21 protein-coding genes are annotated in these 26,296 nt (G+C 53.3%); 14 read left to right on the top strand and 7 right to left on the bottom strand.

Translation table 11 applies throughout. The features are described from left to right. Positions 1-436 precede the first annotated feature (436 nt). From pdhR to traT, 5 genes are all read left to right on the top strand, one after another. Positions 437-1,201 carry a pyruvate dehydrogenase complex transcriptional repressor PdhR gene (gene pdhR / locus OGV94_RS21010; protein WP_003018699.1) on the top strand — a complete coding sequence of 255 codons (765 nt, stop codon included), beginning with the start codon at positions 437-439 and terminating at the stop codon, positions 1,199-1,201. Between the two features lie 284 nt (positions 1,202-1,485). Continuing rightward, positions 1,486-4,149 (top strand): pyruvate dehydrogenase (acetyl-transferring), homodimeric type, encoded by a 2,664-nt coding sequence (gene aceE / locus OGV94_RS21015; protein WP_286524315.1) that lies wholly within the window; start codon positions 1,486-1,488, stop codon positions 4,147-4,149. A gap of 14 nt (positions 4,150-4,163) precedes the next feature. Then, positions 4,164-6,056, top strand: a complete 1,893-nt coding sequence (gene aceF / locus OGV94_RS21020) for a pyruvate dehydrogenase complex dihydrolipoyllysine-residue acetyltransferase (RefSeq protein ID WP_043018443.1) — start codon at positions 4,164-4,166, stop codon at positions 6,054-6,056. A gap of 175 nt (positions 6,057-6,231) precedes the next feature. Continuing rightward, positions 6,232-7,656, top strand: a complete 1,425-nt coding sequence (lpdA, locus tag OGV94_RS21025; protein WP_003829486.1) for a dihydrolipoyl dehydrogenase — start codon at positions 6,232-6,234, stop codon at positions 7,654-7,656. 194 nt (positions 7,657-7,850) lie between these two features. Continuing rightward, entirely contained in the window at positions 7,851-8,582 is a 732-nt protein-coding gene (gene traT, locus OGV94_RS21030) for a conjugal transfer complement resistance protein TraT (protein WP_043018444.1), read from the top strand. 65 nt (positions 8,583-8,647) lie between these two features. Here traT and OGV94_RS21035 read toward each other — a convergent pair whose 3' ends face one another. Further along, complete coding sequence (locus tag OGV94_RS21035) at positions 8,648-9,442, bottom strand: DUF2950 family protein (protein ID WP_075145199.1); 795 nt, start codon at positions 9,440-9,442, stop codon at positions 8,648-8,650. Between the two features lie 10 nt (positions 9,443-9,452). Beyond that, positions 9,453-11,039, bottom strand: coding sequence for a DUF3300 domain-containing protein (locus OGV94_RS21040; RefSeq protein ID WP_043018446.1), 1,587 nt, complete (start codon positions 11,037-11,039; stop codon positions 9,453-9,455). Positions 11,040-11,487: 448 nt separating this feature from the next. On the opposite strand from OGV94_RS21040, the gene acnB reads away from it, so the two are divergent. Next, positions 11,488-14,085 (top strand): bifunctional aconitate hydratase 2/2-methylisocitrate dehydratase, encoded by a 2,598-nt coding sequence (acnB, locus tag OGV94_RS21045; RefSeq protein WP_016151723.1) that lies wholly within the window; start codon positions 11,488-11,490, stop codon positions 14,083-14,085. A 174-nt stretch (positions 14,086-14,259) separates the two neighbouring features. Continuing rightward, positions 14,260-14,622, top strand: coding sequence for a protein YacL (gene yacL / locus OGV94_RS21050; RefSeq protein WP_043018447.1), 363 nt, complete (start codon positions 14,260-14,262; stop codon positions 14,620-14,622). Between the two features lie 33 nt (positions 14,623-14,655). Here the strand turns inward: yacL and OGV94_RS21055 are convergent, their stop codons facing one another. Beyond that, the gene (locus OGV94_RS21055) at positions 14,656-15,003 is read right to left on the bottom strand and encodes a YacC family pilotin-like protein (protein WP_003018667.1); all 348 of its coding nucleotides are present in this window, start codon (positions 15,001-15,003) and stop codon (positions 14,656-14,658) included. Positions 15,004-15,156: 153 nt separating this feature from the next. Here OGV94_RS21055 and cueO point away from each other — a divergent pair, with 153 nt between their 5' ends. Beyond that, positions 15,157-16,773 carry a multicopper oxidase CueO gene (cueO, locus tag OGV94_RS21060; RefSeq protein WP_043018448.1) on the top strand — a complete coding sequence of 539 codons (1,617 nt, stop codon included), beginning with the start codon at positions 15,157-15,159 and terminating at the stop codon, positions 16,771-16,773. A gap of 121 nt (positions 16,774-16,894) precedes the next feature. After that, positions 16,895-17,416 (top strand): hypothetical protein, encoded by a 522-nt coding sequence (locus tag OGV94_RS21065; RefSeq protein ID WP_286524318.1) that lies wholly within the window; start codon positions 16,895-16,897, stop codon positions 17,414-17,416. 34 nt (positions 17,417-17,450) lie between these two features. On the opposite strand, the gene OGV94_RS21070 is transcribed toward OGV94_RS21065, so the two are convergent. After that, positions 17,451-19,841, bottom strand: coding sequence for a glucose/quinate/shikimate family membrane-bound PQQ-dependent dehydrogenase (locus OGV94_RS21070; RefSeq protein WP_286524320.1), 2,391 nt, complete (start codon positions 19,839-19,841; stop codon positions 17,451-17,453). Between the two features lie 203 nt (positions 19,842-20,044). On the opposite strand from OGV94_RS21070, the gene hpt reads away from it, so the two are divergent. Continuing rightward, complete coding sequence (hpt, locus tag OGV94_RS21075) at positions 20,045-20,581, top strand: hypoxanthine phosphoribosyltransferase (protein WP_042312274.1); 537 nt, start codon at positions 20,045-20,047, stop codon at positions 20,579-20,581. Positions 20,582-20,650: 69 nt separating this feature from the next. Here hpt and can read toward each other — a convergent pair whose 3' ends face one another. Next, positions 20,651-21,313: a carbonate dehydratase gene (can, locus tag OGV94_RS21080; RefSeq protein ID WP_043018450.1), complete on the bottom strand. Its 663-nt coding sequence runs from the start codon at positions 21,311-21,313 to the stop codon at positions 20,651-20,653. A gap of 108 nt (positions 21,314-21,421) precedes the next feature. Here can and OGV94_RS21085 point away from each other — a divergent pair, with 108 nt between their 5' ends. The 4 genes from OGV94_RS21085 (at position 21,422) to OGV94_RS21100 (ending at position 24,950) form a co-directional block, all read left to right on the top strand. Next, on the top strand, positions 21,422-22,348 hold the full coding sequence (locus OGV94_RS21085) for an ABC transporter ATP-binding protein (protein ID WP_047406150.1): 927 nt from the start codon (positions 21,422-21,424) through the stop codon (positions 22,346-22,348). After that, the gene (locus OGV94_RS21090) at positions 22,345-23,115 is read left to right on the top strand and encodes an ABC transporter permease (protein ID WP_008786229.1); all 771 of its coding nucleotides are present in this window, start codon (positions 22,345-22,347) and stop codon (positions 23,113-23,115) included. The genes OGV94_RS21085 and OGV94_RS21090 overlap by 4 nt, the downstream gene beginning before the upstream one ends. 103 nt (positions 23,116-23,218) lie before the next feature. Continuing rightward, positions 23,219-23,659, top strand: a complete 441-nt coding sequence (locus OGV94_RS21095; RefSeq protein ID WP_043018452.1) for a PTS sugar transporter subunit IIA — start codon at positions 23,219-23,221, stop codon at positions 23,657-23,659. A gap of 61 nt (positions 23,660-23,720) precedes the next feature. After that, the gene (locus OGV94_RS21100) at positions 23,721-24,950 is read left to right on the top strand and encodes a polysaccharide deacetylase family protein (protein ID WP_043018453.1); all 1,230 of its coding nucleotides are present in this window, start codon (positions 23,721-23,723) and stop codon (positions 24,948-24,950) included. A 6-nt stretch (positions 24,951-24,956) separates the two neighbouring features. Here OGV94_RS21100 and panD read toward each other — a convergent pair whose 3' ends face one another. Continuing rightward, the gene (panD, locus tag OGV94_RS21105) at positions 24,957-25,337 is read right to left on the bottom strand and encodes an aspartate 1-decarboxylase (protein WP_000621526.1); all 381 of its coding nucleotides are present in this window, start codon (positions 25,335-25,337) and stop codon (positions 24,957-24,959) included. 95 nt (positions 25,338-25,432) lie between these two features. Further along, positions 25,433-26,287 (bottom strand): pantoate--beta-alanine ligase, encoded by an 855-nt coding sequence (gene panC, locus OGV94_RS21110; protein WP_043018454.1) that lies wholly within the window; start codon positions 26,285-26,287, stop codon positions 25,433-25,435. Between the last annotated feature and the right edge of the window lie 9 nt (positions 26,288-26,296).

Here is a 26,296-nt window from a genome sequence, read left to right on the forward strand (position 1 = left end):
TTGCCTTAAGACTTTTGTCTTGATCAGAATAATGATATGCGAGCGCGAATGCACCTGCTTTGTGCGGGGAAGATGACGAGTTGAATAAAAAGAAACCATTTGTAAATACGAGTTTATCTACCACAAAATTTCCGTTTTGAATTTCTATTCATTAATTGTGGTTGATACGTCGATAAATAAGCAGGTGAATCGGTTCAGATGAGATAATATTTCGTTTCAATTCCGTTAAAACTACCCCGTGGTGGGTAAATTTAACATTTGTGCATAGTTACATGTTTGAAACGTTATTTCTGTAATGTTGTTAAAATATGCCCCCTTTACTGATTTCAATCAAAACCTGTATGGACAGAAGGTGAATACTTTGTTACTTTAGCGTCAAGAACATGAAATTGGTAAGACCAATTGACTCCGGGCAAATGGCTTAAGACAGGAAATCATGGCCTACAGCAAAATCCGCCAACCAAAACTCTCCGATGTGATTGAGCAGCAGCTGGAGTTTTTAATTCTTGAGGGGACACTTCGCCCCGGAGAAAAACTCCCACCGGAACGCGAGCTGGCAAAACAGTTCGACGTCTCCCGCCCCTCCTTACGCGAGGCGATCCAACGCCTTGAAGCGAAGGGGTTACTGCTTCGTCGTCAGGGCGGTGGCACTTTTGTTCAGAGCAGCCTGTGGCAGAGCTTTAGCGACCCACTGGTAGAGCTGCTCTCCGACCATCCTGAATCCCAGTTTGACCTGCTTGAAACGCGCCATGCGTTGGAAGGTATTGCAGCTTATTACGCTGCACTGCGCAGCACGGATGAAGACAAAACGCGTATCCGTGAACTCCACCATGCAATCGAGCTTGCGCAACAGTCCGGCGATCTTGACGGCGAATCTGATGCGGTACTTCAGTATCAAATTGCTGTCACCGAAGCGGCACACAATGTAGTGCTGCTCCATTTGCTAAGGTGTATGGAGCCGATGTTGGCCCAGAACGTTCGGCAAAACTTCGAATTGCTGTATGCGCGTCGCGAGATGCTGCCGCTGGTAAGCAGTCATCGTACCCGTATCTTTGAAGCAATCATCGCCGGGAAGCCTGAAGAAGCGCGTGAAGCGTCTCATCGTCACCTGGCCTTTATCGAAGAGATTCTGCTGGACAGAAGCCGTGAGGAAAGTCGTCGTGAACGCGCCTTACGCCGCCTGGAGCAACGAAAGAATTAGTGATTTTTCTGGCAGAACGTTAACCAGAAGATGTTGTAAATCAAGCGCTAATAAAATGCGCGGCAACTAAACGCAGAACCTGTCTTATTGCGCTTTTGGTTGTTCAAAATAATTCGGGTTGTATCGCGGCGGCAAGCGCGCGAGTTGCCAGGAGCATAGTGAACTATGTGACTGGTGCGAGGAAGCGCAGCCAACAAAGAGACAACCTGAAGTATGAAGAACAAAGAGCGTAATGGGACAGGTTCCAGATAACTCAACGTATTAGATAGATAAGGAATACCCCCATGTCAGAACGTTTCCCAAATGACGTGGATCCGATCGAAACTCGCGACTGGCTACAGGCGATCGAATCGGTCATCCGTGAAGAAGGTGTTGAGCGTGCTCAGTATCTGATCGACCAACTGCTTTCAGAAGCCCGCAAAGGCGGCGTGAAAGTAGCGGCAGGTGCAGGGGCCAGCAATTATGTAAACACTATTGCCGTTGAAGATGAACCGGAATACCCGGGCAATCTGGAGCTGGAACGTCGTATTCGTTCTGCTATCCGTTGGAACGCCATCATGACCGTACTGCGCGCGTCTAAAAAGGACCTCGAGCTGGGTGGCCACATGGCATCCTTCCAGTCCTCCGCAACGGTATATGATGTTTGCTTCAACCACTTCTTCCGTGCACGCAACGAGCAAGATGGCGGCGATCTGGTGTACTTCCAGGGCCACATCTCTCCGGGCATCTACGCACGCGCATTCCTGGAAGGTCGTCTGACTGAAGAGCAGATGAACAACTTCCGTCAGGAAGTACATGGCAAAGGCCTGTCTTCCTACCCGCACCCGAAACTGATGCCGGAATTCTGGCAGTTCCCGACCGTATCTATGGGTCTGGGCCCAATCGGTGCCATCTACCAGGCTAAGTTCCTGAAATATCTGGAACACCGTGGCCTGAAAGATACCTCTAAACAAACCGTTTACGCCTTCCTGGGCGACGGCGAGATGGATGAGCCAGAATCTAAGGGCGCTATCACCATCGCGACCCGTGAAAAACTGGACAACCTGGTCTTTGTTATCAACTGTAACCTGCAGCGTCTTGACGGCCCGGTAACCGGTAACGGCAAGATTGTTAACGAACTGGAAGGCATCTTCGCGGGTGCTGGCTGGAACGTTATCAAAGTCATGTGGGGCGGTCGTTGGGATGAGCTGCTGTGTAAAGACACCAGCGGTAAACTGATCCAGCTGATGAACGAAACTGTTGACGGCGACTACCAGACCTTCAAATCCAAAGATGGTGCATACGTACGTGAGCACTTCTTCGGTAAATACCCGGAAACTGCAGCCCTGGTTGCTGACTGGACTGATGAGCAGATTTGGTCTCTGAACCGCGGTGGTCACGATCCGAAGAAAGTTTACGCTGCACTGAAAAAAGCGCAGGAAACCAAAGGCAAAGCAACTGTAATCCTCGCCCATACCATTAAAGGTTACGGCATGGGTGACACCGCTGAAGGTAAAAACATCGCTCACCAGGTTAAGAAAATGAACATGGACGGCGTGCGTTATATCCGCGACCGTTTCAACGTTCCTGTGACCGACGAGCAGGTTGAAAACCTGTCTTACATCACCTTCCCGGAAGGTTCTGAAGAGCACACTTATCTGCACGCTCAGCGTCAGAAACTGCACGGCTACCTGCCTGCTCGTCAGCCGAACTTCACCGAGAAGCTGGAACTGCCAGCTCTGGAAGACTTCGGTGCGCTGCTGGAAGAGCAGAACAAAGAAATCTCCACCACTATCGCTTTCGTTCGTGCCCTGAACGTGATGCTGAAGAACAAGTCGATCAAAGATCGTCTGGTTCCGATCATCGCTGACGAAGCGCGTACTTTCGGTATGGAAGGTCTGTTCCGTCAGATCGGTATCTACAGCCCGAACGGTCAGCAGTACACCCCGCAGGACCGTGAGCAGGTTGCTTACTATAAAGAAGACGAGAAAGGTCAGATCCTGCAGGAAGGTATCAACGAACTGGGTGCTGGCGCATCCTGGCTGGCTGCTGCGACCTCTTACAGCACCAACGATCTGCCGATGATTCCGTTCTACATCTACTACTCCATGTTCGGGTTCCAGCGTATCGGCGACCTGTGCTGGCAGGCTGGCGACCAACAGGCTCGCGGCTTCCTGGTAGGGGGTACTTCTGGTCGTACTACGCTGAACGGCGAAGGTCTGCAGCACGAAGATGGTCACAGCCATATTCAGTCTCTGACTATCCCGAACTGTATCTCTTACGATCCGTCTTACGCGTACGAAGTTGCAGTCATCATGCACGATGGCCTGGAGCGTATGTACGGTGAGAAACAAGAGAACGTTTACTACTACATCACCACGCTGAACGAAAACTACCACATGCCGGCAATGCCAGCAGGTGCCGAGGAAGGTATCCGTAAAGGTATCTACAAACTCGAAACCCTCGAAGGTAAGAAAGGTAAAGTTCAGCTGCTGGGCTCCGGTTCTATCCTGCGTCACGTGCGTGAAGCAGCACAGATTCTGGCGAACGACTACGGTGTAGGCTCTGACGTTTACAGCGTAACTTCCTTCACTGAACTGGCGCGTGATGGCCAGGATTGTGAGCGCTGGAACATGCTGCACCCGATGGAAACTCCGCGCGTTCCGTACATCGCTCAGGTGATGAACGACGCTCCGGCAGTAGCATCTACTGACTATATGAAACTGTTTGCCGAACAGGTTCGTACTTATGTACCGGCTGATGATTATCGCGTACTGGGTACTGACGGTTTCGGTCGCTCTGACAGCCGTGAAAACCTGCGTCACCACTTCGAAGTTGATGCTTCCTACGTGGTTGTAGCGGCCCTGGGCGAACTGGCTAAACGTGGCGAAATCGATAAGAAAGTGGTTGCAGACGCAATCATCAAATTCAACATCGATGCAGATAAAGTTAACCCGCGTCTGGCGTAAGAGGTAAAAGAATAATGGCTATCGAAATCAATGTACCGGACATCGGGGCTGATGAAGTTGAAATCACCGAGATCCTGGTCAAAGTGGGCGACAAAGTTGAAGCTGAACAGTCGCTGATCACCGTAGAAGGCGACAAAGCCTCTATGGAAGTTCCGTCTCCTCAGGCTGGTATCGTTAAAGAGATCAAAGTCTCTGTTGGCGACAAAACTGAGACCGGCAAACTGATCATGATTTTCGATTCCGCCGATGGTGCAGCAGCCGCTGCACCTGCTCCGGCAGAAGAGAAGAAAGAAGCAGCTCCGGCAGCAGCACCTGCCGCCTCAGCAGCGAAAGAAGTACACGTACCGGACATCGGTGGTGACGAAGTTGAAGTTACCGAGGTCATGGTTAAAGTCGGCGACACCGTTGCGGCTGAACAGTCTCTGATCACCGTAGAAGGCGACAAAGCCTCTATGGAAGTTCCGGCGCCGTTCGCAGGTACTGTTAAAGAGATCAAAATCAACACCGGCGACAAAGTGTCTACCGGCTCGCTGATTATGGTCTTCGAAGTTGCGGGCGCAGCGCCTGCTGCAGCACCGGCTCAAGCGGCAGCTCCAGCAGCAGCGGCGGCTCCGGCAGCTTCTGGCTCGAAAGAAGTTAACGTACCGGATATCGGCGGTGACGAAGTTGAAGTCACTGAAGTGATGGTTAAAGTGGGCGATAAAATTGCCGCTGAGCAGTCACTGATCACCGTAGAAGGTGACAAAGCCTCTATGGAAGTTCCGGCACCGTTCGCGGGCACCGTGAAAGAAATCAAAATCAGCACCGGCGACAAAGTCAAAACCGGTTCTCTGATTATGGTCTTCGAAGTTGAAGGCGCAGCGCCTGCTGCCGCTCCTGCGCAAGCCGCAGCTCCGGCTCCGGCCGCTGCACCGGCTCAGGCTGCTAAACCAGCCGCGGCGCCAGCAGCGAAAGCGGAAGGCAAATCTGAGTTTGCTGAGAACGACGCTTACGTTCATGCAACGCCGCTGATTCGTCGCCTGGCGCGCGAATTCGGTGTGAACCTGGCGAAAGTGAAAGGTTCTGGCCGTAAAGGTCGTATCCTGCGTGAAGACGTTCAGGCTTACGTGAAAGACGCTATCAAACGCGCCGAGTCTGCACCGGCTGCGGCTGGTGGCGGTATCCCGGGCATGCTGCCCTGGCCGAAAGTGGACTTCAGCAAGTTTGGTGAAATCGAAGAAGTGGAACTGGGCCGTATCCAGAAAATCTCTGGTGCTAACCTGAGCCGTAACTGGGTGATGATCCCGCACGTTACGCACTTCGACAAAACTGATATCACCGATCTGGAAGCGTTCCGTAAACAGCAGAACGCGGAAGCTGAAAAACGTAAACTGGACGTGAAATTCACCCCAGTGGTCTTCATCATGAAAGCCGTTGCCGCCGCTCTGGAACAGATGCCACGCTTCAACAGCTCCCTGTCTGAAGACGGTCAGCGCCTGACCCTGAAAAAATACATCAACATCGGTGTTGCGGTGGATACGCCGAATGGTCTGGTTGTTCCGGTCTTCAAAGACGTGAACAAGAAGAGCATTACCGAGCTGTCTCGTGAACTGACCACCATCTCCAAGAAAGCACGTGATGGCAAGCTGACCGCTGGCGAAATGCAGGGCGGTTGCTTCACCATCTCCAGCATCGGTGGCCTGGGTACTACCCACTTCGCGCCGATTGTGAACGCGCCGGAAGTGGCTATCCTCGGTGTCTCCAAGTCCTCTATGGAGCCAGTGTGGAACGGTAAAGAGTTTATGCCGCGTCTGATGATGCCGATTTCGCTCTCCTTCGACCACCGCGTAATCGACGGTGCGGATGGTGCGCGCTTTATCACCATCATCAACAACATGCTGTCTGACATTCGCCGCCTGGTGATGTAAGCGAAAAAGCCGGCCCGACGGCCGGCTTTTTTCTGGTAATCTCATGAAGTCAGTGAGGTTATTGTGCGAAAGACAAATCGGTTGCCGTTTGTTGTTTCAAAATTGTTAACAATTTTGTAAAATACGGGCGGATAGAACGACCCGGTGGACGACGGGTATAAATTAAGAGGTCATGATGAGCACTGAAATCAAAACTCAGGTCGTGGTACTTGGGGCAGGCCCTGCAGGTTACTCTGCTGCCTTCCGTTGCGCAGATTTAGGTCTGGAGACCGTCATCGTAGAACGTTACAGCACCCTCGGTGGTGTTTGTCTGAACGTCGGCTGTATCCCTTCTAAAGCGCTGCTGCACGTAGCAAAAGTTATCGAAGAAGCCAAAGCGCTGGCTGAACACGGTATCGTTTTTGGCGAGCCGAAAACCGATATCGACAAGATTCGTACCTGGAAAGAAAAAGTTATCACTCAACTGACCGGCGGTCTGGCTGGTATGGCCAAAGGCCGTAAAGTGAAAGTGGTTAACGGTCTGGGTAAATTTACCGGGGCTAACACCCTGGAAGTTGAAGGCGAAAACGGCAAAACCGTGATCAACTTCGACAACGCGATCATCGCGGCGGGTTCCCGTCCGATCGAACTGCCATTCATTCCGCATGAAGACCCACGCGTGTGGGATTCCACCGATGCTCTGGAACTGAAAACTGTTCCTAAGCGCCTGCTGGTAATGGGCGGCGGTATCATCGGTCTGGAAATGGGTACCGTGTACCATGCGCTGGGTTCAGAGATCGACGTGGTTGAAATGTTTGACCAGGTTATCCCGGCTGCCGATAAAGACGTGGTTAAAGTCTTCACCAAACGCATCAGCAAGAAATTCAACCTGATGCTGGAAACCAAAGTGACCGCCGTTGAAGCGAAAGAAGACGGTATCTACGTTTCCATGGAAGGCAAAAAAGCGCCTGCTGAAGCTCAGCGTTACGATGCGGTGCTGGTGGCTATCGGTCGTGTACCGAACGGCAAAAACCTCGATGCGGGCAAAGCTGGCGTGGAAGTTGATGACCGTGGCTTCATCCGCGTTGACAAACAACTGCGCACCAACGTCCCGCACATCTTTGCTATCGGCGATATCGTCGGTCAGCCGATGCTGGCGCACAAAGGTGTTCACGAAGGTCACGTTGCGGCTGAAGTTATCGCCGGTAAGAAACACTACTTCGATCCGAAAGTTATCCCATCCATCGCCTACACTGAACCAGAAGTTGCATGGGTTGGCCTGACTGAGAAAGAAGCGAAAGAAAAAGGCATCAGCTACGAAACCGCGACCTTCCCGTGGGCTGCTTCGGGCCGTGCTATCGCTTCTGACTGCGCAGACGGTATGACCAAACTGATCTTCGACAAAGAATCTCACCGTGTTATCGGTGGTGCGATTGTCGGCACCAACGGCGGCGAGCTGCTGGGCGAAATCGGTCTGGCGATCGAAATGGGTTGTGACGCTGAAGACATCGCGCTGACCATCCACGCTCACCCGACTCTGCACGAGTCCGTGGGCCTGGCGGCAGAAATCTTCGAAGGTAGCATCACCGACCTGCCAAATCCGAAAGCGAAGAAAAAGTAATCTCCCGCTTTTGTGAATACGCCTCTTCGGAGGCGTTTTTTTTGCCTGAAAGCTACCAGTTTTGGTAGTCATGTTATTGATATTTCCACTAAAAAAAACTGCGCAACTGCCGATACTTTTTTCGCCATTGTGTGGCTACTGGCTGCACGGAGAAGAGGCTCTGGACTCTCTATTACACGAAAAAAGGAAAATACATGTCTTTAAAAAAAATCGCGGTTGTTGGCATGGTTGTCGCGACAATGACGCTGACCGGTTGTGGTGCGATGACCACTGCCGTTAAAAAACGTAACCTCGAAGTGAAAACGCAGATGAGCGAAACCATCTGGCTGGAGCCTTCCAGCGAGAAGACCGTCTACATTCAGGTAAAAAACACTTCTGATAAAGACATGAGCAACCTGCAAACCCTGCTGGCAAACGATTTGTCCGCGAAGGGCTATAAAGTGACCAGTTCACCGGACAGCGCCTACTACTGGGTGCAGGCGAACGTACTGAAAGCAGACAAAATGGATCTGCGCGAAGCTCAGGGCTTCCTGAAGACCGGCTACGAAGGGGCGGCGGTGGGCGCTGCGTTGGGTGCGGGGATTACCGCCTATAACAGCAACTCCTCCGGTGCGGCGCTGGGTGTTGGCCTGGCGGCGGGACTGATCGGTATGGCTGCTGATGCTATGGTGGAGGATGTGAACTACACCATGGTTACCGACCTGCAAATCTCCGAACGCAGCAAAGCGAAAGTGACAACGGATAACGTTGCTGCTCTGCGTCAGGGCACGTCTGGCATTAAGCTGCAAACCAGCAGCGCGCAGGGCGATCGCGCAAAATACCAGACCCGCGTGGTGTCGAATGCTAACAAGGTGAATCTGAAGTTCGAAGAAGCGAAACCGGTTCTCGAAGCGCAGCTGGCGAAATCCGTCGCTAACATCCTGTAATCTGTTGTAAGTTGCCGGGTGGCGGTTTCGCCTTACCCGGCCTCCTAACTTTTCGCCTCTGGGGATCAGGGTGCTACGGGCTGCCAGTTTTTATCCGGATGGTATGCGGTTAACGCCTGAGCTTTCTGCTGCGACTCCTCGCCAAGATCCGCCTGGTAGACCTTGTCTTCACCGTTAATGATAAAACTCATGACACCGGTGTGATCGTAGCTGACGGGCCAGGCAACCATCGCAAAGCCGCTGGCTTTATCGGGAAGGATACGGAAATGATAGCCGTGATAGCCCGTACCTGGCTCCGGTGGGCTAAAGGCCGGGCCTAGCGGGCTGGGGGCTTCGCCGGGCGAAACAGGCCAGTACAGACCGTCTTTTTTCCCTTCAGAACTGACAATCTTTTGCGCGTATTTTTGGTTCATCGCAAAGTAGCTTTGCTGAGCATCTACATAGGCGTGTAATGCTTCAATCGCGGAAAGTTCGTTGCGCCCAATCTCACGAGTCAGGATCTCTTCCGCCGCTTCCTTGATATCAAATTGCCAGCCAGAAGTGGTTTTAACAACGGGGATCGGCAGTTGCCAGTCGCTGTCTCCGACCACCAGATGCGCGGTATTGCCGTCGACGATGGTGTTATGGCGAACCTTCCAGTCGCGCAGGAAGCGATCAACCGCATCAGGATCAACGCCTTCCGGCGGCAGAAACTCGCGCCAGTTTTCCCCAAGCAGGTTGTTCATCGCGCTTTCATTTTGTTCGCTGATAGCGCTTGCCAGGGCATCGGTCGCCTGGTCTGGCGTACTGAAGGATTGCTGTGCCATCGCGGTGGCCGAAACCATGAACAACACCATTCCACTGAGTAGTTTATTTTTCATGTCGGCTCCCTTAACGATGACGGAATTCACGGTGTTCAGCACGACCGCCGGAAAGCTGGCGAGATGGCTGGTTGCGGGCGACCTGTCTGCTTTGAGCACCTCGCTGCTGCTGCGCCTGCCAGCTGGCGGAGCGACTGTCGTTGCCGCTCAGTGCATTAGCGCGTGGCTGGCTGGTCCGCTGTTGAAGATTACGCTGCTGCACATTGCGTTGCTGCGCTGGTTGCGTGATCCGTTTCTCCTGGCGTTGGGTCGCGGCCTGGCGATTTTCGCGCTGCTGAGTGTTCGCCCGTTTCGCCGTTTGCGGTTTGGTATCGTAACCCCGGTAGTTATTACGCTGGGAAATTTGCTTCAGCTGTTGGCTGGATGCCTGACGCTGGGCGTCTCTCGTGCCCGTACGCGCCGTTTGCGGGAATGTTTTCCCCGTTGATTTTTCCATCTGGCTCAGGGCTGCCTGACGCTGGCTATCACGGTTGACCGGTCTTTGCTGGGTTGAGCTTAAACCCGTTGCCGTGTTAGTGGGGTGAAAGCGGTTATTAAGCTGGTTGTTAGGGTACGGCACGCCCTCGCGATAGGCCGGGTTATGCTGCCAGGTACGGTTAGCGTCCGTCAGCCGTTGTCCACTGATTTTATTGAAGTTATCAACGTTGATATTAATGTTGTTATCACCATTGCGGTTATAACCGCCATGGTTATCCCAGTCATCGTTATGATGGTGATCGTCGTCATCCCAGTCGATATTGCTGAAGATGGCATAGGTTGTGGCAACACCGAGGCTGAAGCCTAAACCGTTCACGAAGCTGTTGCCAAACTGCTCACCGGGCGTTGGCGGCAGATAGGTTGGCGGATAGGCGGTGTTCGGCCAGGTACCGTAAACCGTATTCGGGTTATAGGTGGGAACGTACACTACCTGTGGATCGGCGGATTCAATTTTGATTACCGTTGGAGCCGGTGGGGCCGTCGATTGAACTGTTACTCCTTCTTGAGTTTGGGTACGAGGAGGAGGCACATTTTTCACACTCGTGGTGACTGTCTGCTGCGGTGTCGATTGCAACGCACCGGTCTGTTGCGCCAGCGCACGCAGGCGTTGCACGGAATCCATAACATCTTTCGGCTGCGCAAGGAAAGCATCGCCCAGGCTTTGTACCCACGGCGGATTTTCACCCATCAGCGACATCAGTTGCGGAAATGCGACCAGTGATTTCACGCTGGGATCCCAGGGTTGGCTGGCAACGGCCTGAATGGCGGCATCACCCTGCATTTTGGGGTTGTCTTTTGACCACTGCGCGGCCTGGATGACGTTGGCCGGGTAGGTTGAGGCCATCAAAATCTGCGACAGCAGTGAATCCGGATAGAGCGCGATAGGCGCAACCCACTGATCGATTTGTGCCGCCGTGTACGTAGGTGTTGCAGCAGGTGCTGGGGCGGCTGGGGCAGGGGCCTCTACGGGAGCCGGAGCCGGCGCTGACGGTTGTTGTGCGACGGGGGCTGGAGCTGCGGGCTCCGTTGCGCGACTTTTAACGAACATCACGCCAGAGGCGGCAAACAGCCCGGCACTGCACAGAAGGACAAGCAGGTGTGGCTTAAAGGGCAACTTCATAAAATGACTCCAACGAGACAAGTGCTGTGCCGTGAGGCGTTCCTGTTGCCGCGAGTATTATTCACCCGTGTTAGACAGTTTTGACTTTTATTGGGGATTCACCCGGCAGGTCCGGAAAAAGAGTGTGAAGATTTATTACACAATTATATCTGATGGCTGAAAAGTCGCTGGAATATTCAGCAGGTCACGCTTGAAAATCAACCGTTTCAGGGCGGTTTCAGGTAGCCTTAATTCCCTCCCGCCTTGTCGCTATACCATTCTTAACGATTCAGCCAATTTTTTATGTTGCTTTTTTGTAAACGGATTAACACTTAATGAAAATCCTGTTATTGTGCCTTATGCGGTACCGGGCATTTACCCTACTAACTACTGTCTCACAGGAGCGTGAAGAGAATCGCCCATCTACAAAAGCGCCGCATTATGACAATGAGAGCGAGGAGATATCGTCGTGCTAGAAGAATACCGTAAGCACGTAGCTGAGCGTGCTGCCCAGGGGATTGTGCCAAAACCTTTAGACGCAACCCAAATGGCCGCACTTGTCGAGCTGCTGAAGACCCCGCCTGTGGGCGAAGAAGAATTCCTGTTAGACCTGTTGATCAACCGCGTTCCTCCTGGCGTAGATGAAGCCGCGTATGTTAAAGCTGGTTTTCTCGCTGCCGTCGCGAAAGGCGACACTACCTCCCCGCTGGTTACGCCAGAAAAAGCCATTGAACTGCTGGGCACCATGCAGGGTGGTTACAACATTCATCCGCTGATTGACGCGCTGGACGATGCAAAACTGGCGCCGATTGCCGCCAAAGCGCTCTCTTCAACGCTGCTGATGTTCGATAACTTCTACGATGTAGAAGAAAAAGCCAAAGCGGGCAACGAATATGCGAAGCAGGTAATGCAGTCCTGGGCCGATGCCGAATGGTTCCTGAACCGTCCAGCTCTGGCTGAAAAAATCACCGTTACCGTCTTCAAAGTGACCGGTGAAACCAACACCGATGACCTCTCTCCGGCTCCTGACGCATGGTCTCGCCCGGATATCCCTCTGCACGCGCTGGCGATGCTGAAAAACGCCCGTGAAGGTATCGAACCGGATCAGCCGGGCGCGGTAGGTCCGATCAAACAGATCGAAGAACTGCAGAAAAAAGGCTACCCGCTGGCTTATGTGGGTGACGTTGTCGGTACCGGTTCTTCGCGTAAATCCGCTACCAACTCCGTACTGTGGTTCATGGGCGATGATATCCCGCATGTGCCGAACAAGCGCGGCGGCGGTCTGTGCCTCGGCGGTAAAATTGCACCTATCTTCTTCAACACCATGGAAGATGCGGGCGCGCTGCCAATCGAAGTGGATGTGTCGAACATGAACATGGGTGACGTGATTGACGTTTACCCGTTCAAGGGCGAAGTACGCAACCACGAAACCGGCGAACTGCTGGCAAGCTTTGAGCTGAAAACCGACGTGCTGATCGACGAAGTGCGCGCTGGTGGCCGTATTCCGCTGATCATCGGTCGTGGCCTGACCACCAAAGCGCGCGAAGCGCTGGGCCTGCCGCACTCAGACGTCTTCCGTCAGGCGAAAGACGTGGCGGAAAGCAGCCGCGGCTTCTCTCTGGCACAGAAAATGGTGGGTCGCGCCTGCGGCGTGAAAGGTATCCGTCCGGGCGCGTACTGCGAACCAAAGATGACTTCCGTGGGCTCTCAGGATACTACCGGCCCGATGACCCGTGACGAACTGAAAGACCTGGCATGCCTGGGCTTCTCTGCTGATCTGGTGATGCAGTCTTTCTGTCACACCGCCGCGTATCCGAAGCCGGTTGATGTGACCACACACCATACGCTGCCGGACTTCATTATGAACCGTGGCGGCGTGTCGCTGCGTCCGGGTGATGGTGTTATCCACTCCTGGCTGAACCGCATGCTGTTGCCGGATACCGTCGGCACCGGCGGTGACTCCCATACCCGTTTCCCGATTGGTATCTCCTTCCCGGCGGGCTCTGGTCTGGTAGCGTTTGCCGCGGCGACCGGCGTGATGCCGCTGGATATGCCGGAATCCGTTCTGGTGCGTTTCAAAGGCAAAATGCAGCCGGGTATTACCCTGCGCGATCTGGTACACGCCATTCCGCTGTACGCGATCAAACAGGGTCTGCTGACCGTTGAGAAGAAAGGTAAGAAAAACATCTTCTCTGGCCGCATCCTTGAAATCGAAGGTCTGCCGGATCTGAAAGTCGAGCAGGCGTTCGAACTGACCGATGCCTCCGCTGAACGTTCCGCTGCCGGCTGTACCATCAAACTGAATAAAGAGCCGATCGTTGAGTATCTGAACTCTAACATCGTGCTGTTGAAGTGGATGATCGCTGAAGGCTATGGCGATCGCCGTACGCTGGAACGTCGTGTGCAGGGGATGGAAAAATGGCTGGCGGATCCGCAGCTGCTGGAAGCCGACGCTGACGCAGAATATGCGGCGGTGATCGACATCGATCTGGCGGATATCAAAGAGCCAATCCTGTGTGCGCCGAACGATCCGGACGATGCGCGCCTGCTGTCTGACGTGCAGGGCGAGAAGATCGACGAAGTGTTCATCGGCTCCTGTATGACCAACATCGGCCACTTCCGTGCCGCCGGTAAGCTGCTGGATGCGCACAAAGGCCAACTGCCGACGCGTCTGTGGGTGGCTCCGCCAACCCGTATGGATGCGGCACAACTGACCGAAGAAGGCTATTACAGCGTGTTCGGTAAGAGCGGCGCGCGTATTGAGATCCCGGGCTGTTCCCTGTGCATGGGCAACCAGGCGCGTGTGGCTGACGGCGCAACGGTAGTGTCCACCTCTACCCGTAACTTCCCGAACCGTTTAGGTACCGGAGCGAACGTCTACCTGGCTTCTGCTGAGCTGGCGGCGGTTGCGGCGCTGATTGGTAAACTGCCGACGGCGGAAGAGTATCAGACCTATGTGGCGCAGGTGGATAAAACTGCCGTAGATACCTACCGTTATCTGAACTTCGACCAGCTGTCTCAATACACCGAGAAAGCCGATGGTGTGATTTTCCAGACCGCGGTGTAATGCGCTAACGCGTTTTGTTTAAAAACGCATCAATGCCCGGAGAAGTCTGCTTCTCCGGGCATTTTTATTTCTATTCCTTATACCCGCTACGCTTTTTTTCTGCCGCGCTGCTGCGATAATTACAGCAAGGCGCAATGCGGTATTGGCGCATTGCCGGGAGCAGAGGAAGACATTATGGATTACGAATTTCTGCGCGATATTACCGGGGTGGTAAAAGTGCGTATGTCCATGGGCCACGAGGTGGTGGGGCACTGGTTTAATGAAGAAGTGAAAGAGAACCTGGCCTTACTGGATGAAGTGGAACAGGCGGCGCGTGCGGTGAAGGGCAGTGAGCGCTCCTGGCAGCGAGCAGGGCATGAATACACGCTCTGGCTGGATGGTGAAGAGGTGATGGTTCGTGCTAATCAGCTGGAGTTCACCGGAGATGAAATGGAAGAAGGGATGAACTACTACGACGAAGAGAGCTTTTCACTTTGCGGCGTAGAGGATTTTCTTCAGGTCGTGGCCGCATATCGTGAATTTGTGCAACAGCGTTAATTCATGCGGAGCCAGCGGGCTCCGCTATGCCTGTTACTTCACGTACGCCAGCAGGCTTAACGAGTCACGCGCCAGCGCTTTGCATTTTTTTGCCGTTGGGATGCCGATACCGCTGAGATCGCGATAGCTGTCCTCACCCAGAGCCTTCATATTGAAGGTGTCGTAATTACTCAGGTCCCACTGGTTTTGCTGGGCAAAAAAGACCAGTGCGCGACGAATCTGCCCGTTAGGCAAATTCTGGTATCCACAGTCATTTTTCAGAAAAACAAAAACTGCCGTTAAATCGGCCATATCTTCGGCTTCGGACTCACTCAGCGCGTAGCTATTTGCGCATACGGCCATCAGGCTGCCGAACAAAACTGTTCTGAAAAACGTCTTCATTGCTTCTACCACTGCATCACGGAATTTAAACGTTAGCACACTGCGAGCGAAGCGACGACCTTTATTATTAGCCGTTCACTTGACCTTCCCGTAAGGGGAAGGCTTATGCTTAAAAGATAGCCTGCTTAAGCTGCTGAATATAAGGAAGTGATTATGCAACGTCGTGATTTTTTAAAGTACTCCGTGGCGCTGGGCGTCGCGTCAGCGTTACCTTTGTGGAGCCGGAGCGTATTCGCCGCAGACCGTCCCGCATTACCCATTCCAGACCTGTTAACCGCCGATGCTTCTAATCGCATTCAGTTGATTGCACAAGCCGGGCAGTCGAGCTTTGCAGGTAAAACTGCTACCACATGGGGATATAACGGCAACTTGCTCGGGCCAGCGGTCAAGCTGAGCAAAGGGCAGGCGGTCACGGTGGATATCCACAACCAGCTTGCCGAAGAAACGACGTTGCACTGGCACGGGCTGGAAATCCCCGGAGAGGTCGACGGTGGGCCGCAGGGCATTATCCCGGCGGGCGGGAAACGTTCAGTGACCTTCACGCCGGATCAGCGCGCAGCAACCTGCTGGTTCCACCCGCATCAGCATGGGAAGACTGGTCGCCAGGTGGCGATGGGCCTGGCCGGACTCGTGTTGATTGAAGATGAAGAGATTCGCAAGCTGCTGCTGCCTAAGCAGTGGGGCATTGATGATGTGCCGGTGATTATTCAGGACAAACAGTTCTCTGCTGATGGTCAGGTTAACTATCAACTCGACATCATGACCGCTGCCGTCGGCTGGTTTGGCGATACGCTGCTGACCAACGGGGCGATTTATCCTCAGCATGCGGCACCGCGCGGCTGGCTGCGCTTGCGTCTGTTGAATGGTTGTAACGCGCGCTCATTGAATATTGCAGCCAGCGACAATCGTCCTTTGTACGTTATTGCCAGCGATGGCGGACTGTTGGCGGAGCCGGTAAAAGTGACCGAACTACCTATGCTGATGGGCGAACGCTTCGAAGTGCTGGTGGATGTGAGCGACGGTAAAGCATTTGATCTGGTCACTCTGCCTGTCAGCCAGATGGGCATGGCGATTGCGCCATTTGATAAGCCGCACCCAGTGATGCGCGTTCAGCCGCTGCTGATTACCGCTTCCGGCACGCTGCCGGATACGCTGACATCTATGCCCGCGCTGCCATCGCTTGAGGGGCTGACGGTGCGCAAACTGCAATTGTCTATGGATCCGATGCTCGACATGATGGGTATGCAAATGCTGATGAAGAAGTACGGCGCTCAGGCTATGGCGGGTATGGATCATGGGAAAATGATGGGCCATATGGACAATGACAATATGGGTCACGGGAATATGAATCATGGCAATATGGACCACGGTGAGATGGGGAATATGCAGCATGGCGACATGGGCAACATGAAGCATGGAACATTCGATTTCCATAATGCCAATCGGATTAATGGCCAGGCGTTTGATATGAATAAACCGATGTTTGCCGCGGCGAAGGGTCAGCATGAGCGCTGGGTGATTTCCGGTCAGGGCGACATGATGCTGCATCCGTTCCACATTCACGGCACGCAGTTCCGCATTTTGTCTGAAAATGGCAAAGCGCCTGCCGCACACCGCGCGGGATGGAAAGATACGGTGCGGGTAGAAGGCGGCGTGAGTGAGGTTTTGGTGAAGTTTGACCACGACGCGCCAAAAGAGCATGCCTATATGGCGCATTGTCATCTGTTAGAGCATGAAGACACCGGGATGATGCTCGGTTTTACCGTATAAACAGCGGCGGATAGCGGTGGCGCTATCCGCTAAATGTTTATTCCAAAAACGGATTATTACCCTATCGTCCAGTAGAAGCATGCATATACTGATGAGGTTAATCACTCATCACGAGGTATTCATGACCCTTTTGCGTAAAATACTGACGGCATCTTTTATTATGCTTCTGGCTGTTTCGGCACAGGCTGCGATGAAGATGGAACGCCAACAGATTTCAAAACTGAATTTAAGCTTTGAAATTCCGCAGGCGCTCACGCCGATGCCGGACGAAATGGCAAAAATCAAATACCCTTCTGAAAACCGTCCACAGGTGATTTACGGTGACGAACGCGGTAAGGCGTCTTTAGGTATTACCGCCGGGCGCAACGTGTTGCCTGCCGCTCAGTTGGATGTGGCAAAGGATGCGACGCTGAAGATGCTGACCAACTTCAACCCGCAGGCCGAACCTGTCACGGTTGACGGACATAAAGCGTGGCTGATTACCTTCCGTTCTCAAGCGCCGGATACTGAAATTCTCAATATGCTGCTGATTACCTCGCAAAACGAGAAAGCGGTGCAGGTCTCCTTCAATATGACCAAAGATCTGGTGGCTCAGTATCAGGAAGCCGCAAAAGCGTCGTTACTGTCACTGAAGTTTGAATAAAAAAACGCCCGCTGAATAGCGGGCGTTTTCCATTTTACTTCGCGTCGTCCGGCAACGCGTACGCCACGATATAATCGCCCATCTTCGTACCAAATGAGCCGTGGCCCCCAGCGGAAATAACCACATACTGCTTACCGTTCACTTCATAGGTCATCGGCGTTGCCTGGCCACCGGCCGGCAGACGGCCCTGCCACAGTTTTTCACCGTTACTCATGTTGTACGCACGCAAATAGTTATCCGCCGTCGCGGCGATAAACAGCACGTTCCCCGCGGTGGAGATAGGTCCGCCCAGCATCGGCATCCCCATATTGAACGGCACCGGAGCCGGCATTGGGAACGGCATGCTGTCCTGTGGCGTACCTATACGTTTTTTCCACACCACGTGATTGGTTTTCAGGTCCACCGCGGAGATATAACCCCATGCTGGCTGCTTACACGGCAGGCCAAATGGTGAAAGGAACGGATTGAGCGTTACGCCGAACGGTACGCCGTATTGCGGCTGAATACCGGACTCCGTGCCTGTACCTTTGGCGTCTTTTGGCGGTTCCATTGGGTTGCCGGGACCGCGTGGGATCAGCTTCGAAACAAACGGCAGCGCCATTGGGTTGGCAATGGCGACCTGACGGTTAGGATCAACAGAGATGCCGCCCCATTCGAACATGCCGAGATTACCCGGGAACACCAGTGTGCCCTGCTCTGAAGGTGGGGTAAAAATGCCCTCATAGCGCAACTGATGGAACATTACACGGCACACCAGCTGGTCAAACATGGTTGCGCCCCACATATCCGCGCCACTGAGATCTTTATGCGGACGGAAGCTGAGGTCGGAGAACGGCTGGGTTTTGCTGACATAATCACCTTTGGCTGCCCCTTGCGGCACCGGTTTTTCCGGGGCTGGCACCACCAGTTCACCATTACGGCGATCGAGCACAAAGATATTCCCGGTTTTTGCCGGGGCATAAATGACCGGAACTTTCTCTCCGTTGACGTTGATATCCGCCAGAGTTGGCTGCGCCGGTAAGTCCATATCCCACAGATCGTGGTGAACGGTCTGATAGCTCCAGGCCAATTTCCCGGTAGTGGCATTTAACGCCAGGATGGAGCTGGCATAACGTTCCTGCTCCGGTGTGCGGTTACCGCCCCAGATATCCGGCGTGGTGACGCCCATGGGCAGATATACCAGATCCAGCTTCGCGTCGTAGGCCGCAGGCGCCCAGGAGTTCGGCGAGTTAAAGGTGAAGGTATGTTCATCCGAAGGGATGAAATTAGGATCTTTGGCGCCTGGGTCGAACGCCCACAGCAGCTTACCGGTATTCACATCGAAGCCACGGATAACGCCGGAAGTTTCGCGGGTGGAGAAGTTATCAGTCACCGACCCGGCAATCACAATGGTTTTATCAGTGATGATGGGCGGTGATGTTGGCTCATACAGACCCGGCGTGGTATCCGGCATATTGGTCTGCAGATTCAAAATGCCTTTATTGGCGAAGGTTTCACACAGCTTGCCGGTCTCGGCATTCAATGCAAACAGTCGCCCATCATTGACCGGTAAAAGGATACGGCGCGGACAGTCGGCCATCACCTCTGCTGAAGCCGTATCCGGTCTGGCTTCATGATAGGAAACGCCGCGACAAGTTACGTGCTGGAAGCTGGTATTGGTATTAAGTTGAGGATCGAAATGCCACTTCTCTTTACCGCTGGCCGCGTCCAGGGCAAACAGTCGCTGGTGGGCGGTACACAGAAAAAGGGTATCGCCTACTTTTATGGGCGTAACTTCATTGGTGATTTCACCGGGATCGTTGGGTTGTTTTAAATCCCCGGTACGAAATACCCAGGCTTCTTTCAACTGATGAACGTTGTCTGCGTTGATTTGTTTCAACGGAGAGTAGCGTTGACCTTCCTGATTGCGACCGTAAGCCGGCCAGTCTTCATCGGCAACCGGAGAGATAGCCTCAGCCTCGGTGGCATCAGCACTCAGCATACCGTGAACCTCTTGTGGGTCGTTGAAGCCAGCCCAGGTCAGGATAACGCCGCTAATCAGCAGGGCCACCACCAGCCCCGCTACTGCGCCACTGGAAGGGATAATCAGGCGACGCCAGACGAAAGGCAGGATAAGCCAGATACCAAAGAAGACCAGGATGTCGCTACGCGGCGTCAGCGCCCAGAAATCAAAGCCGACCTCCCATACGCCCCAAATCATGGTGGCGAGAAGCAGGGCGGCATACAGCCAAAGGGCAGAGCGTTTACTGCGCCATATCAGAAGCGCCACACCGAGCATGGCGAGGCCCGCGATCGGGTAATACCAGGAGCCGCCAATGGCGACGAGCCAGCCTCCGCCAATCAGGAGATACAGTCCACAAAGTGCCGCGAACACGGCGCTCAGGGTCACGATAAGCCGTTGAGAACGTACGTTGTTATTTGCCATAAAAAATACCATCACATGTGTTATTTCTTTAATAGCAGTTAATTATAGGAGCTAAAACGCGTGACCATTGTCACATTATGAACTTTATCAACAGATGCCGCGTATGAATGCTTTTGCTGGTATACTGCGTGCCTTGCGCTTAGATGCTGGCTTATTAAAAGTAAGCATTAAGTGATTTGTTTTTAAATCATATGGTTAGAGATATGAAACATACTGTTGAAGTCATGATCCCGGAAGCGGAGATCAAAGCGCGTATTGCTGAACTGGGACGTCAAATTAATGAACGTTACAAGGACAGCGGCAGCGATATGGTGCTGGTTGGTCTGTTACGCGGCTCATTTATGTTTATGGCGGACCTGTGCCGTGAAGTGCATGTCTCCCACGAAGTCGATTTCATGACTGCATCCAGCTATGGCAGCGGCATGTCTACCACGCGCGATGTTAAAATCCTGAAAGACCTGGATGAAGACATTCGTGGCAAAGACGTGCTGATTGTTGAAGACATCATCGACTCCGGCAACACGCTGTCCAAAGTGCGTGAGATTCTGAGCCTGCGCGAGCCGAAATCCCTGGCTATCTGTACGCTGCTGGACAAACCTTCCCGTCGCGAAGTGGATGTTCCGGTTGAGTTTATCGGATTCTCTATTCCAGATGAGTTTGTTGTCGGCTACGGCATTGACTATGCCCAGCGTTATCGCCATCTGCCGTACGTTGGCAAAGTGGTGCTGCTGGACGAGTAATGTCGGGAGCGCCTGGTGGCGCAGGTTTGTAGGCCGGGTAAGGCGTAGCCGCCTCCCGGCAATGTCACATTATTTATGGTTGATGTGTTTCTGACTAAGGTTAGACAACCCCTGGCGATAACGCTGCTCCAGCGTTTCGCGACTGGTGGCGGTGACGTCCAGATCGCGCAGCAGGCCATCATGAATACCGTAAGCCCAGCCGTGAATGGTAACTTTCTGACCGCGCTTCCAGGCTGAACGCATAATGGTTGAGTGGCCCAGGTTATACACCTGCTCCATGACATTAAGTTCGCACAGGGTGTCCATGCGACGTTCTTGCGGCATTTCGCCCAGCAGTGAGCTGTGTTTAAACCAGATATCGCGAATATGCAGTAACCAGTTATCAATCAGCCCCTGTTCTTTATTTTCAATAGCCGCCTGGACGCCGCCGCATCCATAGTGGCCGCATATAATAATATGTTCCACTTCCAGCACATCCACCGCATACTGAACCACTGAGAGACAGTTCAGGTCGGTGTGAATAACCAGGTTGGCCACGTTACGGTGAACAAACAGTTCACCCGGTTCAAGACCGGTTAAACGCTCAGCGGGAACGCGGCTATCGGAACATCCAATCCATAGAAAACGCGGATTCTGCGCATGTGTCAGGGTTTCAAAAAATCCGGGATCTTCTTCTACCAGCATCTTTGACCATAGTGCATTGTTGCTGATGAGTGTATCTATGTCTTTCATGGAGTTGTACGACCCGAAGCCAGATAAATTCGATGGGCTAATATAGGGTAACTCCAGCATTAATTAAACTATATATAAAATGTCAGAACGTAAGGTAAGTAAAAAACCATGACCATTGCTCTGGAACTTCAACAACTTAAAAAAACCTATCCCGGTGGCGTTCAGGCGCTACGCGGCATAGATTTGCAAGTCGAAGCGGGTGATTTTTATGCGCTTTTAGGCCCTAACGGCGCAGGGAAGTCCACCACCATCGGGATAATCAGCTCGCTGGTGAATAAATCCTCCGGGCGGGTGAGCGTCTTCGGCTACGATCTTGAGAAAGATACGGTTAACGCTAAACGCCAGCTTGGGTTAGTACCGCAGGAGTTTAACTTTAACCCGTTTGAAACCGTGCAGCAGATCGTGGTCAACCAGGCGGGTTACTACGGCGTTGAGCATAAAGAGGCGGTCAAACGCAGCGAATTATATTTAAAGCAGCTCGATTTATGGGAAAAACGTAACGAGCGCGCGCGCATGCTTTCCGGTGGGATGAAGCGCCGTCTGATGATTGCCCGGGCGCTGATGCACGAGCCAAAATTACTTATCCTGGATGAACCGACGGCGGGCGTCGACATTGAGCTGCGCCGTTCAATGTGGGGCTTTTTAAAGGATTTAAACGATAAAGGCACCACCATTATTCTGACCACCCACTATCTCGAAGAAGCGGAAATGCTGTGTCGCAATATCGGCATTATTCAGCACGGCGAGCTGGTGGAAAATACCTCGATGAAGAGCCTGCTCTCCAAGCTGAAATCCGAAACCTTTATTCTCGATCTGGCGCCGAAAAGCCCGCTGCCAAAACTGGAAGGTTATCAGTACCGGCTGGTGGATACCTCCACGCTGGAAGTGGAAGTTCTGCGTGAACAGGGGGTCAACAGCGTGTTCTCACAGCTGAGCGCCCAGGGGGTTCAGGTATTGAGTATGCGCAACAAGGCGAACCGACTGGAGGAACTGTTTGTTTCCCTGGTGCATGAAAAACAAGGAGATCGCGCATGATGCAGCTTTACTGGGTAGCGCTGAAAAGCATCTGGGCGAAAGAGATCCACCGCTTTATGCGGATCTGGATCCAAACGCTGGTTCCTCCGGTCATTACCATGACGCTCTATTTTATTATCTTCGGTAATTTGATCGGCTCGCGTATCGGTGAAATGCACGGTTTTAGCTACATGCAGTTTATCGTGCCGGGGCTGATTATGATGGCGGTGATCACCAACTCGTACGCTAACGTGGCATCGTCATTCTTTAGCGCCAAGTTTCAGCGCAACATTGAAGAACTGCTGGTCGCCCCGGTGCCGACGCACGTGATCATCGCCGGTTTTGTCGGCGGCGGCGTGGCACGCGGCCTGTGCGTAGGCATTCTGGTCACCGCTATCTCACTGTTCTTCGTGCCGTTCCAGGTGCACTCGTGGGTCTTTGTGGCGCTCACGCTGGTGCTGACGGCGGTGCTGTTTTCGCTGGCCGGATTGTTGAACGCGGTTTTCGCTAAAACCTTTGACGATATCAGCCTGATCCCGACCTTCGTGCTGACGCCGCTGACTTATCTGGGTGGCGTGTTCTATTCGTTAACGCTGCTGCCGCCTTTCTGGCAGGGACTGTCGCATCTGAACCCAATTGTCTACATGATTAGCGGTTTCCGCTACGGCTTCCTGGGTATTCATGATGTTCCGCTGGTCACCACGTTTGGCGTGCTGGTGGTGTTCATTGCAGCGTTCTACCTGCTGTGCTGGTACCTGATTCAGCGCGGACGCGGCCTGCGTAGCTAATTCTTTCTTCCTCTCCCTGGCCGGGAGAGGAAGACTTTTGATGCTTATCACCATTACCGATTTATCACCCTGATAAACTACTTGCCTGCTAAGGAGGTAGGCAATGTTAGGTTGGGTAATTACCTGTCATGACGATAAGGCACAGGACATGCTGCATCGTCTGGAGAAAAAGTACGGCCCGTTGGTCCAATGCCAGGCGGTAAGCTTTTGGCGTGGACTCAGTTCAAATATGCTAAGCCGCATGATGTGTCATGCCCTGCATGCCACCGACTCAGGCGAGGGCGTGATCTTCCTGACGGATATGGCCGGGGCCGCGCCTTACCGCGTCGCTTCGTTAATGAGCCACAAACATTCCCAGTGTGAAGTGATTTCAGGTATCAGCTATCCATTGCTTGAGCGAATGATTTCGTCGCGGGAATCGATGAGCAGTTCTGCGTTTCGCGATTGCATCGTCGCGCTTGGCGGGCCTGAAGTCTCTAGCCTGTGGCACCAACAACAGAAAAATCCCCCGTTCGTGTTGAAGCATGATTTGTATGAGTATTAATCATTGGTATTGATGGCACTTTTGCTACAATAGCCGGGGTTTCTCGCCTCGGTTATCTCATATGGTTATGCGCGTTCTGCTTGTTGTAGTGCTCCTGTTCTCTGGCAGCGTCGCCGCGGCTTTGCCTGCTCGCTATATGCAAACCACCGAAGCGGCCGCCGTATGGGCGCAGATTGGCAATAAGATGGTGACGGTCGGGAATATTCGCGCCGGGCAGATCCTTGCCGTTGAGCCCATCGCGGCAGACTATTACGAATTTACCTTTGGCTTTGGCACCGGATTTATTGATAAGGGACATCTGGAGCCGGTTCAGGGGCGGCAGAAAGTTGACGATGGTCTGGGCGATCTCAATAAACCCCTCAGCAATCAAAGCCTGGTGACCTGGAAAGATACGCCGGTGTATAACGCTCCGGATGTCGGTAGCGCTCCGTTTGGCGTGCTGGCGGATAATCTGCGATATCCGGTTATCAGCAAGCTTAAAGACCGTCTCAACCAGACCTGGTACCAGATCCGCATCGGCGGCAGACTGGCCTACATTAGCGCGCTGGATGCGCAGGAAGACAACGGTATCCCGGTGTTAACCTATCACCATATTCTGCGCGATGAAGAGAACACCCGCTTTCGTCACACCTCCACGACAACCTCCGTACGCGCCTTCAGCAACCAGATGGCCTGGCTCCAGGACCGCGGCTATACCACGTTGACGATGTACCAACTGGAAGGCTATATCCGCAACAACATGAACCTCCCGGCGCGGGCGGTGGTGCTGACTTTTGATGATGGGCTGAAGTCGGTGAGCCGTTATGCTTACCCGATTCTGAAGCAGCACGGCATGAAGGCAACGGCGTTTATCATCTCCTCACGCATCAAGCGCCACCCGCAGAAGTGGGATCCGAAATCGCTGCAGTTTATGAGCCTTTCTGAACTGAACGAGATCCGCGACGTGTTCGACTTCCAGTCGCATACTCATTTTTTACATCGGGTGGATGCCAATCACCGGCCAATCCTTTTGAGTCGCAGCTATCACAACATTCTGTTTGATTTTGCCCGTTCGCGCCGGGCGCTGTCCCAGTTCAATCCTCACGTCCTGTATCTTTCATATCCGTTTGGCGGTTATAACGCTACGGCGGTAAAAGCGGCAGGCGACGCGGGATTCCACATGGCGGTCACCACGGTGAGAGGGAAGGTTAAACCGGGGGATAATCCGTTCTTATTGAAAAGACTTTATATTTTAAGAACGGATTCGCTGGAGACGATGTCGCGGCTGATAGTCAATCAGCCGCAGGGGTAAGGGCTGTCAGGCAACCTGTACCGGAATGGCTTTCGCGGTACGCTTCATCTCGTTGTCGCCTTCAAAGTAGGCGACTTTCGGACGCCAGGTACGAGCTTCTTCATCAGACATGGTGACGAAGCTGGCGATAATCACAATGTCGCCGACTTCAGCACAGTGCGCTGCCGCGCCGTTCACCGAGATGATTCTGGAGCCGCGTTCAGCCGCAATCGCATAGGTTGAGAAACGTTTACCGTTGGTCACGTTCCAGATATCAATAGCTTCGTTTTCCAGAATACCAGAGGCATCGAGGAAATCCTGGTCGATGGCGCAGGAGCCTTCGTAGTGCAGGTCCGCCTGCGTAACTTTTACGCGGTGGAGCTTGCCTTGCAGCATGGTGCGAATCATAACTTCTATACCCTGTCGTTTACCTTGGCTAAGCAGGCGCGAGTGGCCTGCTTTGAGAAATTCTCAGGCAGTATTGCCTGATTTTTAACCCGTGTCTACTGGGCTAATGTAACGCTTTGATTATCGATCAGGCGCGCCTGACCCAGCCAGGCGGCGGCGAGAATCACCGCGCGTTTACTGGTTTCCGTCAGCTCCAGCAGGGTGTCGGCATCGCGAATCTGAATATCGTCGGCGCGAAAGCCTTTTTCATTCAGTTCCTGCTCGGCAATGGCAATAATCTCTTGCAGCTCACGATGACCCGCAATCAGTTTTTCAGCGATGCCGTTCATCACTTTGTGCAGACCTGGCGCAATTTTTCGCTGCTCTGCGGTCAGATAACCGTTACGTGAGCTAAGCGCCAGACCGTCTTTGGCGCGAATAATTGGCACGCCCACGATCTCAATGTCATAACCCATATCCGCCACCATTTTGCGGATCAGCGCCAGCTGCTGGAAATCTTTCTCACCAAAGCAGGCGATATCTGGCTGGATCAGGTTAAACAGCTTGCTGACGATCGTGGCAACGCCACGGAAGTGGCCTGGACGGCTGGCGCCTTCCAGCATGGTGGAGAGGCCGGGAACATCAACGAAAGTCTGGCCTTCCAGACCCTGCGGATAGATTTCTTCCACGGCTGGGGCAAATACATAATCGACTTTGCGCTTGTTCAGCTTTTCGCAGTCTTCCTGCAGCGTGCGCGGATAACGCACCAGATCGTCCGGCCGGTCAAATTGCATCGGGTTGACGAAAATGCTGACAATGACCACATCGGCCCGGGCTTTTGCTTCATCGACCAGCTTCATATGGCCATCGTGCAGGTTGCCCATGGTGGGAACCAGGGCGACGCGTTTGCCTTCCTGACGCAGACGACGAATATGCTGGCGCAGCAGCGGCAGGGTTTCGATAATTAACACACCTTGACT

It is taken from the genome of Citrobacter sp. Ce006 (assembly GCF_030336535.1).
GTDB lineage: Bacteria > Pseudomonadota > Gammaproteobacteria > Enterobacterales > Enterobacteriaceae > Citrobacter > Citrobacter europaeus.